We start from the raw sequence: 17,054 nt of genomic DNA on the forward strand, positions 1-17,054 counted from the left end.
GGGTTCCCGCGCAAACGGAGTTTGCGTGGGAAAAGGAGGCGCAAGGGAGCGAGCGGAGCTTTTGCCGAAGGCGGAAGCGAAGAAGAGCGGACTTTGCACCGACGCGGCGGATGCCCAGCGACGCAAAAATGGCGCTGTGGCAGGCGGAGCTGGAAGCGCTGAGCTGACAGGATACGAAAAGCCAGTCGCCCCAAAAGGGTTCCCGCGCAAACGGAGTTTGCGTGGGAAAAGGAGGCGCAAGGGAGCGAGCGGAGCTTTTGCCGAAGGCGGAAGCGAAGAAGAGCGGACTTTGCACCGACGCGGCGGATGCCCAGCGACGCAAAGATGGCGCTGTGGCAATCGGAGCTGGAAGCGCTGGAGGACGCCTTCGCCGAAAAGAAATAAAACAATTGAAAAGCAAAAGGACTCCCCCGGCACTGCCGGGGGAGTCTTTTTAAAAGGTTTATGCTTCCGAATTCTGAAGATACCTTGTGAGAATCACCGCGATCTGCGCCCGGGAGGCCTGCGCCTGCGGCGTTAAGGCGGATGCGGAGGTTCCGCTCACGATCCCCTGCCCCACTGCCCACTGCATGGCAGGCACTGCGTAGGAGGAGACGGTTTCAAAATCCGTGTATCCGCTCAAATCCAGTTTGGCGGCGGGGGAGCCGGCAAAGCGCCAGAGAAAGGTGACAAATTGCTCCCGAGTCACCGCATGGGTGGGGTTGCGGCCGTCGCTCATGCCGCTTTCCACTGCCCAGACCCGGGCGTCTGCCATGCTGGGGGGCTGCTGTCCGGCCATGCGGGAAAGGACCATCCACAGCTGTTCCCGGGTCATGGCGGCGGATGGGGAAAACGTCTTATCCGAGGTTCCGGAAAAAAGGCCGTTTCGGTATACATAGGCAACCGAAGGATAGTACCATGCCGTTTCCGAAAGGTCCGTAAAGGGCAGCGTGCCTTGCGCGTAAATGGCTTGCAATACCGGCTCCATGGAAGGAATCCAAAGAGCGTTCTCCCGGTCGTAGAAATGGGTATCCGCGTTGACGGCAAAGGGAATCCCGGCATCCGTCAGCGCCTTTGTCATATAGGAAGCAAAAACCGTCTGCTCGGAAATCGTATAGGTGTTTCCGTCGTTGTAGTTGCCCGGCATCCATGCGCCCACCCACGTGGGAATGCCCGTATCCTTTTGCCACTGAAGCGCCGCGTTGATTTTATCCAAAATCAGCTGCTGTTCCTGCATCGTCCCGGTGGTCCAAAGCTTTCGCGGATTTTCCTTGGAGGGACCGGCGGCGTAAAAATGCCACTCCGCCATCAAATAGCCGTTTGCCGCCGAAGGAATGGTCAGGTCCTTCAAACAGGCGGCGTCGGAGCGCAGCCGGGGAGAAATCATCACAATGCGGCGGGGATTGCTCTCCCGCACGGCGGAGACAAGCTGCTCATAGAGTTCATTCAGGCGGTCCGGCTGATCGTTCAGCGCGTCGGTCACCTCAATGATGAGATCGAAGGACAGCAGATAGGATCGGTCCGCATACCGCTGGGCAACCGTTTTCCACCATGCCGTCACGCGATCTAAGTTTTTGGAAGAGGGGTCGTTTTTCAGCGCGTCCGCCTGATAGGCAATGATGGGAATCAGGCCGTTTGCAAGACAGTCGTCAATTTGCTGATCCAACTGCTTCAAAAGCGCCTCGTCAGCATCCTCCTTGACGCGGAGGCGAACGTGAGAGATTCCGGCGGCTTTAAAATCCTTGGGAGAGCGTTCGCTGTATGCCGCCATACCGGACGCGGTTTTGCACCAGTCCACGTCCATCCCCTTCCCCAGCAGGGATTGATAGGTCCATGGGTCAATGGGCGCACTGCCCAAAGAGAGAGCAGTGGTCGCCTGCGCGAAGGAAGGGGATGCGGTGAGGAGAGAAAGTGCGCACAGGAGAGCGAAAAGCGGTAAAAAAATTCGTTTCACGGTTCCCTCCGGAATTCCGCCACATGGAGACACCGGGTGGCGTTGAGAATTGCCAAAAATGCCACGCCCACATCCGCAAAGACCGCGGCCCACATGGACGCAAGGCCGAACGCACCCAGCGCCAGCACACCGAATTTTACAACCAGCGCCAGCGTGATGTTCTGGCGGACGATTCGCACCGTCTTGCGGGAAATCCGCATGGCGGTGGCAATTTTGGACGGCTTATCATCCATCAGCACAATGTCGGCGGCTTCAATGGCCGCGTCGCTGCCAAGCGCCCCCATGGCGATGCCGATGTCCGCCCGGGTCAGGACGGGGGCGTCGTTGATGCCGTCGCCTACAAAGGCCAGCTTCCCCTTGGGGGATTTGCCCGCGAGCAGCTTTTCCGTCCAGTCCACCTTGTCGGACGGCAGCAGCTCGGCGTGGTATTCGTCAATGCCCAGCTCCGCCGCAACCGCCTTGGCAACGGCCTCCGCGTCACCGGTGAGCATCACGGTCCGATGGACGCCGCTGGCCTTCAAATCCGCGATGGCGGCCCGGGCGTCGTCCTTGGGAAGGTCGGAGATCACAATGTGCCCGGCGTAGAAGCCGTCCACCGTCACATGGACCAACGTGCCCGGCAGCTCACAGGGCAGCCAGTTCACGTTTTGCCGCTCCATCAGGCGGCTGTTGCCAACGCACACCTTCCGTCCGTCCACAGCGGCGCAGACGCCGTGCCCGGCGATCTCCTCCACCCCGGATACCCGTCCCGGCTCCGGCACGACGGGGCAGGCGGAGCGAAGGGAGACGGAAATGGGGTGGTCGGAAAACTGCTCCGCCAGCGCGGCGTATTCCAGCAGCTGCTCCGGGGAAAAGGACCCCTCCGGATGAATGGCGGTCACGGTAAAGGTGCCCTTTGTCAGGGTGCCGGTTTTGTCAAACACCACGGTTTCCGCCTTTGCAAGGGCTTCCAGATAGTTGCTGCCCTTGATAAGGATGCCGCACTTGCTGGCGCCGCCAATGCCGCCGAAAAAGCTGAGGGGGACGGAGATCACCAGCGCGCAGGGGCAGGAAATCACGAGAAAGAGCAGCGCGCGGTGCAGCCAGTCGGTCCAAACGGTCCCTGCCAGAAAGGCGGGCGTCTGGGGAAGAACGGTCAGCAGCGCGGAGGGGATCAGGAAGAGAGCCGCAGCGGCAACCACCACGCAGGGGGTATAGTACCGGGCAAAGCGGGTGATAAAGTTTTCGCTGGCGGCCTTTTTTTCACTGGCGTTTTCCACCAGATCCAAAATTTTAGAGACCGTGGACTCGCTGCATGGCCGGGTGACCCGGATGCGCAGAAGGCCCGACTGGTTTACGCAGCCGCTCAGGCACGTGTCGCCGGGGCCCACGTCCCGGGGGACGGATTCTCCGGTGAGGGCTGCGGTGTCCAGCGCGGAATGCCCCTCTAAAACCACGCCGTCCAGCGGGACGCGCTCGCCGGGCTTCACAATGACAACGGCGCCCACAGCCACCTCCTCCGGGTCCACCGGGCGGAAGGAGCCGTCCGCCTGTTCCAGATTCGCACTGTCCGGACGAATGTCCATCAGCGAGGCGATGGACGCCCGGGATTTGCCCACGGCATAATCCTGAAACAGCTCCCCAATCTGATAGAACAGCATGACAAACACGGCCTCGGCATACTCGTTTGTGGAAAACGCGCCCACGGTGGCCAGCGCCATCAGAAAGTTTTCGTCAAATACCTGCCGGTTTGCGATGTTGCGAATGGCACGGAAAAGAACGTCCCAGCCGATGACGGCATAGGGAAGAAGATAAGAAAGTGGCGCCCAGACGCCCTGTAACGGCAGCAATTTTGCGGCAATCAGCGCCACCGCCGCAAAAACGATTCGATAAAGCATGGTCTGCTGCGCCTTGGAAAAGTGATGCATAGAAGTTTCCCCTTCCAGTAAAAATCAAAAAAGTATTACAGATGCACGACGCAGTCCGGCTCGATTTTTTTGCAGATGCGAACCGCTTCCGCCATGATCTCGTCAAAACGGGCCTCGTCGGCCTCCACCGTCATTTTTTGCGTCAGAAAGCTGACGGTGGCGGACTGCACGCCGTCCAGCTTCCGAATGGCGGTCTCCATCTTCGCCGCGCAGTTCGCACAATCCAGATTGGTTAGTTGAAAACGTTTTTTCATCAAAAGTACCCCTTCCAGTCAAATCAAATTATTCCGCTACGTGTTCCAGCCCCTGATCGATGATGGTCTTTACGTGGTCGTCCGCCAGCGCGTAAAAAACGGTCTTGCCCTCCCGGCGGGATTTCACCAACCGAGCATTTTTCAGCGCCCGCAGCTGATGGGAGATGGCGGACTGGGTCATGCCCAGCAGCGCCGCCAGATCGCACACGCACATTTCCGCCTCGAAGAGCACATACAGAATCCGAACGCGGGTGGAGTCCCCAAAAATGCGGAACAGCTCCGTCAAATCGTAAAGCGTGTCCTCTTCCGGCAGCTCCCGCCGCACCCGCTCCACAACGTCCTCGTGGGCGTGGATAAAGTCACAGCAATCCAGGCCGCAGCGATCTTCCATGCAGATCCCTCCTTTCAAATGAATGATTGTTCATATGTTCATTATATGTAGCTAGAAAAAATTTGTCAACGTATTTTTAAAAAAAGTGGAAAACATACAGGGCGCGTGGTAAAATAGCGTAAAATAACAACGGAAAAAGAGGAGCATCCCATGGAAGAAAAGCTTTTGGAACATGTAAAACAGCGGGACAGCATGAATACATTCATGCATTATAATTTTAATGAACGGGTGGCGATGGAGCCGGATTATGCGGTGTGCAAGCTGGAGGTCCGACCGGAGAGTTTAAATCCCTTCGGCATGATCCACGGCGGCGCCATCTGCACGCTGGCGGACAACGCCGCCGGCGTGGCGGCCCATACCGACGGGCGGCTGTATGTGACGCAAAACAGCACCTTTTACTTCATGGGCAACCAGCGCAGCGGCACCATCTACGCCACGGCCCGGGTGCGGCACCGGGGCCGGTCCACCGTGCTGATTCAGGTGGATATCACCGGGGACAATGAGAAGCTGCTGGCAACGGCGGAATTTTCCATGTTCTGTGTGGGAAACGGCGTGCACGAGGAAGCGGCGGAAAAAGAGAAAAAATAATAGAAACAGCCCGCCTGCATTCGCAGGCGGGCCGTTTCAACAGGTCGAAAAAGTCTCACTTAAGTTCACCGCCGGGGCGGTTTCCTAGTATTCGGCGCTGCGCTTGAGCGGCAGAGTAAAGAAGAAGCGGGTGCTCTCTAAGTCGCTTTCCACCCGGAGCGCTGTCTTGTGCTCTTTGGCAATGGCGGCGGCGATGGAAAGCCCCAGTCCAAAGCCGGACTGTTCCCCCCGGGAGGCGTCCGCCCGGTAAAAGCGCTCAAAAAGGTGGGGCAGCTGATCGCTTGGAATGGGCGTTCCGGTGTTGGAGACGGTCACCTTGGCCTGCCGGTCCGTTTTTTCAAGGGTCAGGCGGATAACGCCGCCGTCGGCGCCGTATTTGATGGCGTTGTCCAGCAAAATGGAGAGGACCTGGCGCAGCTTGTCCCGGTCGCCGCTGACGGTGACTGCCTCCGCAATCTCGTATTCCAGGGGTTTTCCCGCCTCAAAAGCCACCGGCTCAAAGGCCAGTGCGCAGTCCGCGGCCAGATCGGAAAGGGAAAACGGCTCGCTGACAGCAGCGCGCGCCATGTTGTCCGCTCTGGCCAGCGTCAGCATTTCCTCCACAAGGGATTTCATCTGCCTTGCCTCGGAGTTGATGTTGTCCGCCCACCGGGCGGGCCGCTCCTCCAGCGTGGCAGTCTCCAAAAGTTCGGCGTTGGAAAGAATGACGGTGAGCGGCGTTTTCAGCTCATGGGAAGCGTCAGAGAGAAACTGGCGCTGCTGGCTCCACGCCTTTTCAACAGGGGCCGTGGCCCAGCGGGAGAGCAGAATAGACACGCCCAGCAGCAAAAGAAGCGCCGCGCACACAATGCCCAGATAGGAGCCGATGAGCTTGTGGAGCATGCTTAGCTCCATGGACATATCCACGAAGGCAATTTTTTGATAAAGACCGTTGTCCTGACGCAGATACCGCAGCCGGTACGTTTTCACGGTGCCTTCCGTCTCCTGCTGGCCCAGACACTCCGTTAAAATTGCCTGCAATTCCTCCGTGTCCTCCAGATTGGCATAGGTGCCGCCGGTGATATAGGCCCGGTTTCCCCAGACCTCCACAGTAAAATACGGCAGCAGCACCCGGTCCCCGCCCACGGTGATGCCGATGTCCGGCCGGACGATCCCGGAACCGTCCATGTAGGCGGACTCCTGCGCCACCCGGTGCAAAACCTGTCGGCTCAGGGTCTCCACGTTTCGCTCCACAGAGAAAAAGACCAAAAGAAAGACCACAGCCAAAATCGCGGTGACCAACGCCATGCAGATGGCGACAAACTTTAACCGCAGCTTTCGGATCATAAAAGGCCCTCCTCTCTGCCGAATGTCGAAAAATATGTGGAAAACGTGGAAAAAGACGTGGAAAAGTGGTTAAATGGCCGAAGCCTCCAGGCAATAGCCCACCATGCGGATGGTTTTGATCTTCACGCCGGAGTGCAGATGCTCCAGTTTTTTGCGGAGAAAGGAGATATAGACCTCCACATTGTTGTCCTCCGCGTCGGACTCGTAGCCCCAGATCTTCAAAAGCAGATTTTCCTTGGTGATGACAATGTCCCGGTTGCGCATCAAAAGCTCCAGCATGTCGAATTCCTTGCGGCTGAGGCGGACGGAGCGCTGGGCGCAGGAGAGGGCGAAGGTGTTTTTCTCCAGCTTCAAATCGCCGTATTCCAGCACGTCCGTGTTGCGCAGCTCCGGCTGGCGGCGGCTCAGCGCCCGGACGCAGGCCAGCAGCTCCTGGGGCTCAAAGGGCTTGGTAAGATAGTAGTCCGCGCCGCAATCCAGCCCCGTTACCTTGTCCGTCACCTCGGAGCGGGCGGTGAGCATCAGTACCGGCGTGGCGTTTGCGGCGCTGCGCAGCTGGCGGAGCACGGAAAATCCGTCCAGCTTGGGCAGCATCACGTCCAGTAAGATCACGTCGTAAATGTCGCTCAGGGCGTTGTCCAGCCCGGCTTCCCCGTCGTGGCACACGTCCGCCGTATATCCATTCAGCTCCATCAGATCCTGCAGCGTGGCGGCCAGACGCACCTCGTCCTCCACAATCAAAACTCGCATCCAAGCGCCTCCTTCCCGTCGGTCACAATTTTAAAGACCGCTTGCGGCAATCCGCATCAGCGGGTCCAGCGCCGCGGTTTCCAGCAGATAAATGGAGGGGTCCTCCCCCACCCGCACATAGCGCCCGGAGCCATCCGGCAGAGGGTTGCCCACGGTGAGGCGCAGCGTCTCCTCCCCGCCGCCGGTTTGATAGACGATGGCTGCCTGTGCCGCCGGAGAATCCAGACCGCAGATGGAAGCGGCCTCGCCGGAGGGGCGGTAGTCCACGCACCGGGCAAGGGAAAGCCCCGTGAGATCCTCCAGTAGTGCCTGCACGGAAGCATTGTCAGTGACGTCCTTGGTGTCAAGAAGCCATGTGACGGCGCCGCCGTCTCCATCGGCGTGCTGCGACAAAAGAACGGTGAGGGGGCCGTCGCCCGCCTCCGACGCGGGGCCTTGCAGCGTGACGGAGACAAGGCCCTCCTGCTTGAGAGCGGGCAGCTCCGGCAGGACCATCATGTCGTAAATGGGAACGTGCAAATAAGAAAACAGCGTATCGGCAAAGATGTAGACGGTGGAACTGTCCCCGTTCATCATGGCGTAGTAGCTGGCGCCGTCGGTGGTGGCTTTGCCGAAGGAGACGGACACGGTGGACTGGTCCGCGGCGACGGTGGCGGTGAGGGTTGCGGTGGGCACGTCCAGTCCGTAGCTCTCCGGCGTGTCGGGATCGGAAATGGTCTGCTGCGGCGTCAGCGAGGAAAGCGTCTCCAGAATGGAGGTGACGGTGGCGTCATTGAGCGGAAAGGCCGGGTCGTCGGTCCACACCCACACGCCGCCCTCCCGCAGGGAAAAGGAAAGCGCTGTGCTTGCGTTGCTGTAAGAAAGGGCGGAGTATTTGCTGTTCGCGGCGGCAGCGTTTTTCGCGGCCTGCGCCGCCGGATCGCTTTTCGCGGCCAGAGACTCCCGATACTTCATCCCAAGCACGATCAGCAGCGCGGCTAATAAAATTGCCAGAATGGTGCTCAGCACGGTAATGGTTCTTCTTTGCTTCCAAGTCATAAGGGTCCTCCTGCTGTCATCGGGCGAATACCCGTTTAATCTCAATTGCACCGGGAACCTGCGGCGGTCCGCCGGAAACAGTGTTAGGATACCCCGTCCGCGCTGCGGACATGGTATCATTGGCCATTGAGCCGCTTGTCGGCTTGGCCATAGAAAGTATAATACCTGCTTTGCAGGTATTATACCACACCAAAATGCGCCCGAAAAGTGCGTCTCGTAAAAAGCTTTTTATAAAGAATACCCGCATGACCTGAAATTTGGCTGAAATACCCGGCATCAAGTCCCTGTAAAATTTATAAAGTTGCGCCAAACTTCCGCGCCGGACCTTGCAAAGCGGCGGAGAATTCTATATAATACAATTGTTAACTCAATCACAAAGTACCCGCGGCAGAATGCGACTGTCCGGAGAAACATGGAGGAATTTACTATGAGAGGCGTACACAGCGCGGTGGATGATATCCGCCGGAACGTATTTACGGAGGTTGCCCGTCTGGCGTATGAGGGCGGGGACCTGCACCGGGTGGACCTGATCCCCTACAAGATGATTCGGGGCGAGGTCGCGCACCACCGCCACGATGTGTTTTTGGAGCGCGCCATTGTCCGGGAGCGGGTCCGTCTGGCGCTGGGGATGAATTTGCAGTTCGCGGAGGACCAGATGCCCATTTCCGCCAGCATCAACGAAGCGGCCACGGACCAGAAGTATTTTGAAGAGCCGCTGGTCAACATCATTCCCTTTGCCTGCAACGCTTGCCCGCCCAAGCAGGTCCGGATCACGGACAGCTGTCAGGGCTGCATTTCCCACCCCTGTATGAATGTTTGCCCGAAGGACGCCATCTATCTGGATAAGGAGAAGTTCTGCCACATCGATCAGGAAAAATGCGTCAAATGCGGCAAGTGCTTCAACCAGTGTCCCTACCGGGCCATCAGCAAGATCGAACGGCCCTGCGCCGCCGCCTGCGGCATGGACGCCATCGAATCCGATGAGCTTGGCCGGGCCAGAATCAATTACGACAAATGTGTTTCCTGCGGCATGTGCCTTGTGAACTGCCCGTTTGCCGCCATTGCGGATAAAAGCCAGATTTTTCAGGTCATCAACGCCATCCGGCGGGACGAAGAGGTGGTCGCCTGCGTGGCTCCCGCCTTTGTGGGCCAGTTCGGGAAGGACTCCACCCCCGCCAAGCTGACCGCCGCCATGCGGACGCTGGGCTTTGCGGATGTGGTGGAGGTCGCCATCGGCGCGGACCTTTGCACCGTGGAAGAGGCCCATGACTTTTTGGAAAACGTTCCGGCGAAGCAGCCGTTTATGGGCACCAGCTGCTGCCCGGCCTGGTCGGTCATGGCGAAAAAGCTGTTCCCCCAGTTTAAGGACTATATCTCCATGGCGCTGACGCCCATGGTCATCACGGCCCGCATGGTGAAAAAGGACCGGCCCAACGCCCGGATCTGCTTTATCGGGCCGTGTGCCGCCAAGAAGCTGGAGGCCAACCGCGGCTCGGTTCGCTCCGATGTGGATTTTGTGCTGACCTTCGAGGAGCTTCAGGGCATGTTTGACGCCAAGGAGATCGACTTTGCCGCCATCACCCCCGCCCCCGAGGACAATATGGACGAGGGAAGCGGCATGGGCCGGGGATTTGCCGTCGGCGGCGGCGTTGCGGCCGCCGTGGTGGAGGCCATCAGCCATATCGATCCCAGCCGCAAGGTGCCCATTGAGTATGGCGACGGATTGAAGGAGTGCCGCAAGATGCTTGCCATGGCCAAGGCCGGTAAGCGGGACGGCTATTTGCTGGAGGGCATGGGCTGCCCCGGCGGCTGCGTGGCCGGCGCCGGCACCATCCGCCCCGTCCGGGAGACGGCGCTTTGCGTGGAGCAATTTAAGAAGGAAGCGCCGGAGATGAGCTCCACCACCAGTCCCCATCTGGACCGGCTGGAAGAAGTGGAAGAATAAGAAAAAGACCTCTGCCTGTTCACAGAACCGGGCGGAGGTCTTTTTTTGTGAAAAGAACCCCCTGGCGTCTTGCCCGGCGGGCTGCGGGGGCGTACAATCAGGGCAGAATCCCGGCCCGGCGGGCCGGAGGACCACAGGAGGCAGAGCGTATGGAACTGAAAAATCCGGAGTATTTGGCGGAGATTGCCCGCCAGCAAAGCGTCACCCGGGCGGCGGAAAAACTGTTTGTCACCCAGTCCACCCTGAGCCAGTATCTTTTAAAAATGGAGGCGGAGCTGGGGACGCCCCTCTTCCTCCGGGACAAGTCCCGGCTGATCCCCACCGACGCGGGGTGCATCTGCATTCAGGCGGCGCGGGACATCCTGCGCATTCAAAACGCCGCCGGAGACAGCGTTGCCGCCTTAAAAAATGAGGGGCACATCGATCTGGGCGTCACCTCGGCCTGGGGCACGGAGCTGCTGGCGGACATTCTGCCTGTCTTTAAAAAGAACTTTCCCAACGTGACGCTGCGGCTGGAGGAAAACCGCTACTATTTGCAGATGAAGGCCCTGCTGCGCGCGGGAAAGATCGACATGGCGGTGATGGCGGTGGCGCCGGACGACGACGTCCCCCCGCAGGGCTATACCCACCTGCGCCATGAGGAGATCGTGCTGGTGCTGGCGGAGGACCATCCCTTCTGCGCCGCCCACGCTGGCGAGGAGACGATCACCGTACAGGCGCTCAAGGCGCTGCAAGGGGAGGATTTCCTCTACTCCGGAAAGGATTCCTCCATCCGCCGCATGGAAGAGCAGCTCTTTGACCAGCTCATGATCCGCCCAAACCCGGTTTGCGAGCTGAACAACAATATCGCGGCGCTGAAAATGACGGCGGGCGGCATTGGGGCCATGCTCTCCCCGCTGTCCTATGTGCATCAGGCGAAGGGGGTCCGGTCCTTCCGGTTTTCTCCGCCGCTGCTGCGGGAAAACGCGCTGGTGTTTCGCAGGGATGTGAAAAAAACGGAGGCAATGGCCTTTATGGAGGAGCTGATCGTGACCAATTCCCGGTTTCAGGAAGAGCCGCGACCTGTTTACCAAAAAAGAAAGTAAATCTTATAAAACCTTACAAAATTTTTGAAAAAATTTACGTCGCATGAAGAAAAGAACAAAGTTTTTTCCTACAAGAGCAAAGATTTTTCTATCGTTTTTTACAAAGCGGGGCGGTACAATGAACATGATCCAAAGGGAGCGCTTTCTGCGCCCGTGGAATCAACTTACTACATAGGAGGAACCATGATGAAGAAGTTTTTTGCACTTGCCCTCTCCGCTGTCATGATGCTTAGCCTGCTGGCCGGCTGCGGCAGCAAGAAAGAAGCCCCGCAGACCCAGGACCCCGGCAAGACGGAGCAGCCCGCCGCCAGCGAGCTGAATGTGGCCGTTTTCTATTACGACTACTCCGACGTGTACATCTCCAGCGTCCGCAACGCCATGGACGGCATGTTCGCAGACAAGGGTATTAAGCCCAACAACTACGACGGCGCCGGCAACCAGGCCCAGCAGACCGACCAGATCAACACCGCCATCTCCAACGGCGCAAATCTGCTGATCGTCAACATTGTGGAGACCTCTTCTCCCGACGCCGCGCAAAACGCGGTGGAGGTTGCCAAGACGGCCGGTATCCCCATCGTGTTCTTCAACCGCGAAGTTTCCGACGACGTGGTGAATAGCTACGAGCAGTGCGCCTTTGTGGGCACCAACGCCCCCGAGGCCGGCCATATGCAGGGCCAGCTGGTCGGCCAGTATCTGGTGGACAACTATGAAACCGCCGATCTCAACGGCGACGGCACCATCTCCTACGTCATGTTCAAGGGCCAGGAGGGCAACGCCGAGGCCGAGGCCCGCACCCAGTTCGGCGTCGAGGATGCCAACACCATCCTGACCGGGGCCGGCAAGCCCGAGCTTGCTTACTACAATGCCTCCGCTGCCGATAAGTATCTGGTGGACCAGGGCGGCAAGTGGTCCGCGCAGGCTGCCAACGACTACATGGCCACCATCCTCCCCGAGTATTCCGAAGCCAACGGCAACATGGTGGAGCTGATCATCTGCAACAACGACGGCATGGCCGAGGGCGCCGTCTCCGCGCTCCAGGGCGCCGGCTACAATCTGGGCAACGACAAGGACGGCAAGCCCACCTCCACCGTGATCCCCGTGTTCGGCGTGGACGCCACCGACTCCGCCAAGCAGCTCATCAACGAGGGCAAAATGACCGGTACCATCAAGCAGGACGCCGAGGGCATGGCCTCCACCATCCTGACGCTGGTCGGCAACATTAAGGACGGCGCCGCGCTCATGGACAACACCGCTTCCTTCAACGTGGATAAGGGCGTTGCCAAGATCCGTGTGCCTTACGGCACCTACACCGGCGAATAAGCTGAGGACAAAAGCGCTCGCCGCAGCCTGAACCGTCAAAGGGATGAGCGGGGCTGTCGAACTTCGACAGCCCCGCTTAAACCAAGCGGTGGCCGGAGCTTCCGGCAAACAGAGGGGCCTCTGCCTGAGATGTGCCTTGCGGCACGGCCGAGGCAGAAGCCCCGCATCACGCGACCAACGAAGGAGGAGAACGCATATGGAGCAGCCGGCATTGCTGGAGATGCAGAATATCAGCAAGGAATTTCCCGGTGTCAAGGCATTGGACGGAGTGTCCCTCACCGTCCGTCCCGGAACGGTCCACGCCCTGATGGGGGAAAACGGCGCGGGCAAATCCACACTGATGAAGTGCCTTTTCGGCATTTACAGTAAAGACAGCGGCACCATCCTGCTGGATGGGAAAGAGATCAACTTTAAAAGCTCCAAAGAAGCGCTGGAAAACGGCGTGGCCATGGTGCATCAGGAGCTGAATCAGGCCCTGACCCGCAGCGTAATGGACAACCTGTGGCTGGGCCGCTACCCCAAAACCGGCGGCATTATGGTGAGCGAGGCCACCATGCGCAAGCGTACCCGGGAGATTTTTGAAGAGCTGGACGTTCACGTGGACCCCAAGGCCATCATGTCCACCATGCCGGTGTCCCAGCGGCAGATGGTGGAAATCGCCAAGGCGGTCTCCTATAACGCCAAGGTCATCGTGTTTGACGAACCCACCTCCTCCCTCACGGAAGTGGAGGTGGAGCACCTGTTCCGCATCATCAATATGCTGCGCGAGAAGGGCTGCGGCATTATTTACATCTCTCATAAAATGGAGGAGATCCTTCGCATCAGCGATGAGGTCACCATCATGCGGGACGGCACGTGGGTCGCCACACGGCCCGCAAAGGACCTCACCATGGAAGAGATTATCCGCTTAATGGTGGGCCGGGAGCTGACCAACCGCTTCCCGCCCAAGGACAACACGCCGGGGGACGTGGTTTTGGAGGTGGAAAACCTCGCCGGAAAGTATACCCGCTTGAAAGAGGCCAGCTTCTCCCTGCGGCAAGGAGAAATCCTTGGCATCGCGGGGCTGGACGGCTCCGGTCGGACGGAGGTTTTGGAAAACCTCTTTGGCTCCATGACCCGCAGCAGCGGTACCATCCGCCTCCACGGCAAGGAGATTCGCAACAAAACGCCCCGGGAGTCCATCAAAAACGGCTTTGCGCTGTTGACGGAGGAGCGGCGGGCCACCGGCATTTTCGGCATCCGAAGCATTCTGGACAATACCGTCATCTCCAACCTGAAAAGCTATCTCACGGGCCGCATCTGCCTGAGCAACAAGAAAATGAAAGAGGATACCGCGTGGTCCATTGCAGCGATGCATATCAAGACCCCCAGCCAGACCACCGAGATCCGCTCCCTTTCCGGCGGCAACCAGCAAAAGGTCATCATTGGCCGGTGGCTGCTCACAAGGCCCGAGGTGCTGCTGCTGGACGAGCCTACCCGCGGCATCGACGTGGGCGCGAAATACGAAATTTATCAACTGATTATTGACTTGGCCAAGGAGGGCAAGGGCGTCATCATGGTGTCCTCTGAAATGCCGGAGCTTTTGGGCGTGTGCGACCGGATTCTGGTGATGTCCGGCGGTCGTCTGGCCGGCGAAGTCCATGCGAAAACCACCAGTCAGGAAGAGATTTTGACCCTGGCTGCCAAATACGTGTAAGGAGAGGAGAACCACCATGAGCAACGAATCCAAAACCTTGGAAAAAGAGGCCCAGGCCCAGGTTCGGCAGCCCTGGACGGCCAAACGAGTGGGTGATATGCTGTTGAATAACGCGCTGACCATCATCATGGCCATCGCCATCGTCTGCATTGCGGTCATCAACCAGAACTTTATCAAGCCCGCCTCCATTATCAATATCGTCTCCCAGACCGCGGCGTATCTGCCTGCCGCCCTGGGCATCGCCGGATGCATCGTGCTGACCGGAACGGACCTGTCCGCAGGCCGCGCCGTGGGTCTCACGGCCTGTATTTCCGCCTCCCTGCTGCAAAACGCCGCCAATGCCGCCAATAAGATGTGGCCGGGAATCGGCACGTTGCCAATCCCTGTCGTCATCCTGATCTCCATGGCCATCGGCGCGCTGATCGGCTGCTTCAACGGGTTTTTCGTGGCAAAATTCAAGCTGCACCCTTTCATCGTCACATTGGGCACCCAGCTGATTCTGTATACGGTTTTGCTGCTGTATGTTCAGATGGGCAACAACAAGGGCATGGCCATCTCCAATCTGGACGCCTCTTATACCGGCGTCGTCAAGGGCAGCCTCTTTAAGGTCGGCGGCACCCCCATTCCCAACTACGTCCTCTTTGCCATTTTGCTGACGGCCATCATGTGGTTCGTGTGGAATAAGACCACCTTCGGCAAAAACATGTTTGCCCTCGGCTCCAACGAGGAAGCCGCCCGGGTCTCCGGCGTCAATGTGTTTGCCACCACCATCGCCGTGTTTGCGCTGGCGGGCGCCATGTATGGCTTTACCGGCTTCATTGAGGGCGCGCGCATCGGCTCCAACACCGCCAACACGGGACTCAACTACGAGCTGGACGCCATCGCGGCCTGCGTCATCGGCGGTGTCAGCTTTGTGGGCGGCATCGGCAAGATCCGGGGCATCGTCGTGGGCGTTTTGATGCTGCGGCTGATCTTCGTGGGCCTTACCATGGTGGGCGTGCCTCAGGATCTGCAATACCTCATCAAGGGCGCCATCATCCTCTTTGCCTGCGCGCTGGATATGCGTAAGTATCTGGTGAAGAAGTAAGGCCCTTTCCCCTGTTTTTTGAACGGTTCTTCCGTCTGCGCGGAGGGCACGCACTTTGCGCGTGCCCTCCGCGCATTTTCGGTTTGCCGGTACCGAAAAGTGTGGTATACTGACGAAAAAGGGAGGGATCTTTGTGGAGCTTTACCGCGTGCTGCTGGTGGACGACGAGGAGGATATCCGGGTGGGCATTAGCCGGAAGATGGACTGGGCCAGCCTTGGCTTTGCGCTGGTGGGCGAGGCGGAAAACGGCCGGGACGCGCTGGAGCTTGCGGAGGCGCTGGAACCGGACGTGGTCCTCACAGACATTAAGATGCCCTTTATGGACGGGCTGGAGCTTTGCCGCATCCTGACGGAGCGGCTGCCGGCCTCCAAATTTGTGGTTTTTTCCGGCTTTGACGAGTTTGAGTATGCCAAGCAGGCCATTCGCATGAATGTGTCGGAGTACATTCTCAAGCCCATCAACGCCACGGAGCTTGGCACCGTGCTGCAAAAGCTGAAAGAGCAGCTGGACCGGGAGCGGACACAGCGCCAGAACGTAGAGCTGCTGCGCACCCGGTATGAAGAGACGCTGCCGGTTTTGCGGGAGCTGTACTATACCCACCTTCTGGAGGGGCGCATTCCCCCCGGGCAGGAGGAAGAGCGGGCCGCCCGACTGGACATCGACCTCTCTGGCCAGGCTTGGGTGGCGGCGCTGGTCTATATGGACGCCTCCCCCACCCGGGAGCTGCGAACGCTTTCCGTGCAGCAGCTGCTGGAGGAAAATTTGAATCTGGACGGCTGCTGCAGTAAGGTGTTTCTCTACGGAGATTCGGTGGCGGTGCTCACCAGCTTCCAAAATCTTGCCTCCGTCTATGAATATATCGGGGTGATGAACCGGGTTTGCTCTCTGGCGGAGAGCTATCTGGGCCTTACGATTACCGTGGGCGTCGGGACGCCGTGCACGGAGCTTGCGGGGCTGCCCCAGTCGGCGGAGGGCGCCCGCAGCGCGCTGGATTACCGCCGCATGGTGGGCGCTGGCCGGGCCATTTATATCGGCGATCTGGAACCGGACACGGGCGCCCGGCTGACCTTTGATGAAAACGACGAGCGGGAGCTGAGCGCCGCCGTGAAGCTGGGGGGCGAGGCAGAGGTCCGGGACGAGGTGGACCGTCTGATGGCCCGGCTCCACGCCTCGGGGCTGCCGCTGGCCCAGTGCGGGCTGTTTTTTCTGGAGCTGCTCACCTGCCTTTTGAAGCTGACGCGGGGTGCAAACCTTTCGCCGGAGGAGGTGTTCGGCATTGGCTTCACCGGTGCTGTGCAGGTAACGGATTTTGCCTCCCCGGAGGCGCTGGGGGCGTGGTGCTTAGAGCGATGCCTGCGCATTCAAAGCTCCATTCGCCGCCAGCACACGGACACGGCGGGCAAGACGGTGGAGCGCGCCAAGAGCTATATCAGCGAGCATTACGGACAAAGCGATCTTTCCGTGGAGCGGCTGTGCGGCTATCTGCATTTGAGCGCCGCCTATTTTTCCACCCTCTTCAAGCGGGAGACCGGCATGAGCTTCACCGCCTACGTGACCGTGGTGCGGATGGACGCGGCGGCGGAGCTGCTGCGCAACACGGAGGAAAAGACCTACCTCATCGCCCAGCGCTGCGGGTATGAGGACCCCAACTATTTCAGCTATGCTTTTAAGCGCCACTTCGGCATGACGCCCACCAAGTTCCGCGCCGGCTGAGCGCGGCAAAAAACTGCCTT

The 17,054-nt window shown here is 59.2% G+C and carries 15 protein-coding genes; 7 read left to right on the forward strand and 8 right to left on the reverse strand.

Going from position 1 to position 17,054, the window contains the following annotated elements:
- Nucleotides 1-442 precede the first annotated feature (442 nt).
- Genes PHI30_RS00115 through PHI30_RS00130 form a run of 4 tightly spaced genes read right to left on the reverse strand, consistent with a single transcriptional unit; the run spans nt 443 to nt 4,485 of the window.
- Nucleotides 443-1,933 carry an S-layer homology domain-containing protein gene (locus PHI30_RS00115; RefSeq protein WP_300022210.1) on the reverse strand — a complete coding sequence of 497 codons (1,491 nt, stop codon included), beginning with the start codon at nt 1,931-1,933 and terminating at the stop codon, nt 443-445.
- Nucleotides 1,930-3,840 (reverse strand): heavy metal translocating P-type ATPase, encoded by a 1,911-nt coding sequence (locus tag PHI30_RS00120; protein WP_300022213.1) that lies wholly within the window; start codon nt 3,838-3,840, stop codon nt 1,930-1,932. Before PHI30_RS00120 ends, PHI30_RS00115 begins: the two co-directional genes overlap by 4 nt.
- A 35-nt stretch (nt 3,841-3,875) precedes the next feature.
- The gene (locus PHI30_RS00125; RefSeq protein WP_300022216.1) at nt 3,876-4,094 is read right to left on the reverse strand and encodes a heavy metal-associated domain-containing protein; all 219 of its coding nucleotides are present in this window, start codon (nt 4,092-4,094) and stop codon (nt 3,876-3,878) included.
- A 28-nt stretch (nt 4,095-4,122) separates the two neighbouring features.
- On the reverse strand, nt 4,123-4,485 hold the full coding sequence (locus PHI30_RS00130; RefSeq protein WP_300022219.1) for a metalloregulator ArsR/SmtB family transcription factor: 363 nt from the start codon (nt 4,483-4,485) through the stop codon (nt 4,123-4,125).
- A 150-nt stretch (nt 4,486-4,635) separates the two neighbouring features.
- Between PHI30_RS00130 and PHI30_RS00135 the strand changes: the two genes are divergently transcribed.
- The gene (locus PHI30_RS00135; protein ID WP_300022222.1) at nt 4,636-5,073 is read left to right on the forward strand and encodes a PaaI family thioesterase; all 438 of its coding nucleotides are present in this window, start codon (nt 4,636-4,638) and stop codon (nt 5,071-5,073) included.
- 84 nt (nt 5,074-5,157) lie between these two features.
- Here PHI30_RS00135 and PHI30_RS00140 read toward each other — a convergent pair whose 3' ends face one another.
- The 4 genes from PHI30_RS00140 to PHI30_RS00155 all read right to left on the reverse strand — a co-directional run bounded on the left by PHI30_RS00140 (nt 5,158) and on the right by PHI30_RS00155 (nt 8,497).
- Nucleotides 5,158-6,399 (reverse strand): HAMP domain-containing sensor histidine kinase, encoded by a 1,242-nt coding sequence (locus PHI30_RS00140; protein WP_300022225.1) that lies wholly within the window; start codon nt 6,397-6,399, stop codon nt 5,158-5,160.
- 69 nt (nt 6,400-6,468) lie between these two features.
- Nucleotides 6,469-7,149 (reverse strand): response regulator transcription factor, encoded by a 681-nt coding sequence (locus tag PHI30_RS00145; protein WP_300022228.1) that lies wholly within the window; start codon nt 7,147-7,149, stop codon nt 6,469-6,471.
- Nucleotides 7,150-7,179: 30 nt separating this feature from the next.
- Nucleotides 7,180-8,187 carry a DUF4340 domain-containing protein gene (locus tag PHI30_RS00150; RefSeq protein WP_300022231.1) on the reverse strand — a complete coding sequence of 336 codons (1,008 nt, stop codon included), beginning with the start codon at nt 8,185-8,187 and terminating at the stop codon, nt 7,180-7,182.
- Nucleotides 8,188-8,203: 16 nt separating this feature from the next.
- A complete protein-coding gene (locus tag PHI30_RS00155) occupies nt 8,204-8,497 on the reverse strand; it encodes a hypothetical protein (RefSeq protein WP_300022234.1) in 294 nt (97 codons plus the stop codon).
- A gap of 117 nt (nt 8,498-8,614) precedes the next feature.
- Between PHI30_RS00155 and PHI30_RS00160 the strand changes: the two genes are divergently transcribed.
- From PHI30_RS00160 to PHI30_RS00185, 6 genes are all read left to right on the forward strand, one after another.
- On the forward strand, nt 8,615-10,132 hold the full coding sequence (locus PHI30_RS00160; protein WP_300022237.1) for a 4Fe-4S dicluster domain-containing protein: 1,518 nt from the start codon (nt 8,615-8,617) through the stop codon (nt 10,130-10,132).
- Nucleotides 10,133-10,281: 149 nt separating this feature from the next.
- A complete protein-coding gene (locus tag PHI30_RS00165) occupies nt 10,282-11,217 on the forward strand; it encodes a LysR family transcriptional regulator (RefSeq protein ID WP_300022239.1) in 936 nt (311 codons plus the stop codon).
- 186 nt (nt 11,218-11,403) lie between these two features.
- Nucleotides 11,404-12,537, forward strand: coding sequence for a galactose ABC transporter substrate-binding protein (locus tag PHI30_RS00170; RefSeq protein ID WP_300022241.1), 1,134 nt, complete (start codon nt 11,404-11,406; stop codon nt 12,535-12,537).
- A 196-nt stretch (nt 12,538-12,733) separates the two neighbouring features.
- Nucleotides 12,734-14,233, forward strand: a complete 1,500-nt coding sequence (locus PHI30_RS00175; RefSeq protein ID WP_300022244.1) for a sugar ABC transporter ATP-binding protein — start codon at nt 12,734-12,736, stop codon at nt 14,231-14,233.
- Between the two features lie 16 nt (nt 14,234-14,249).
- Complete coding sequence (locus tag PHI30_RS00180) at nt 14,250-15,320, forward strand: beta-methylgalactoside transporter (protein ID WP_300022247.1); 1,071 nt, start codon at nt 14,250-14,252, stop codon at nt 15,318-15,320.
- A 133-nt stretch (nt 15,321-15,453) separates the two neighbouring features.
- The gene (locus PHI30_RS00185; RefSeq protein ID WP_300022248.1) at nt 15,454-17,034 is read left to right on the forward strand and encodes a helix-turn-helix domain-containing protein; all 1,581 of its coding nucleotides are present in this window, start codon (nt 15,454-15,456) and stop codon (nt 17,032-17,034) included.
- Nucleotides 17,035-17,054: the final 20 nt, after the last annotated feature.

The organism is Oscillibacter sp., from assembly GCF_028693505.1.
In the GTDB taxonomy this organism is placed as follows: Bacteria; Bacillota; Clostridia; order Oscillospirales; family Oscillospiraceae; genus Oscillibacter.

Excerpts from the sequence above, each read along its gene's own strand:
- PHI30_RS00120 (WP_300022213.1), bottom strand. The coding sequence starts at position 3,840 with ATGCATCACTTTTCCAAGGCGCAGCAGACCATGCTTTATCGAATCGTT.
- PHI30_RS00145 (WP_300022228.1), bottom strand. The coding sequence starts at position 7,149 with ATGCGAGTTTTGATTGTGGAGGACGAGGTGCGTCTGGCCGCCACGCTG.
- PHI30_RS00175 (WP_300022244.1), top strand. The coding sequence starts at position 12,734 with ATGGAGCAGCCGGCATTGCTGGAGATGCAGAATATCAGCAAGGAATTT.
- PHI30_RS00160 (WP_300022237.1), top strand. The coding sequence starts at position 8,615 with ATGAGAGGCGTACACAGCGCGGTGGATGATATCCGCCGGAACGTATTT.
- PHI30_RS00130 (WP_300022219.1), bottom strand. The coding sequence starts at position 4,485 with ATGGAAGATCGCTGCGGCCTGGATTGCTGTGACTTTATCCACGCCCAC.
- PHI30_RS00140 (WP_300022225.1), bottom strand. The coding sequence starts at position 6,399 with ATGATCCGAAAGCTGCGGTTAAAGTTTGTCGCCATCTGCATGGCGTTG.
- PHI30_RS00170 (WP_300022241.1), top strand. The coding sequence starts at position 11,404 with ATGAAGAAGTTTTTTGCACTTGCCCTCTCCGCTGTCATGATGCTTAGC.
- PHI30_RS00180 (WP_300022247.1), top strand. The coding sequence starts at position 14,250 with ATGAGCAACGAATCCAAAACCTTGGAAAAAGAGGCCCAGGCCCAGGTT.
- PHI30_RS00125 (WP_300022216.1), bottom strand. The coding sequence starts at position 4,094 with ATGAAAAAACGTTTTCAACTAACCAATCTGGATTGTGCGAACTGCGCG.
- PHI30_RS00150 (WP_300022231.1), bottom strand. The coding sequence starts at position 8,187 with ATGACTTGGAAGCAAAGAAGAACCATTACCGTGCTGAGCACCATTCTG.
- PHI30_RS00135 (WP_300022222.1), top strand. The coding sequence starts at position 4,636 with ATGGAAGAAAAGCTTTTGGAACATGTAAAACAGCGGGACAGCATGAAT.
- PHI30_RS00165 (WP_300022239.1), top strand. The coding sequence starts at position 10,282 with ATGGAACTGAAAAATCCGGAGTATTTGGCGGAGATTGCCCGCCAGCAA.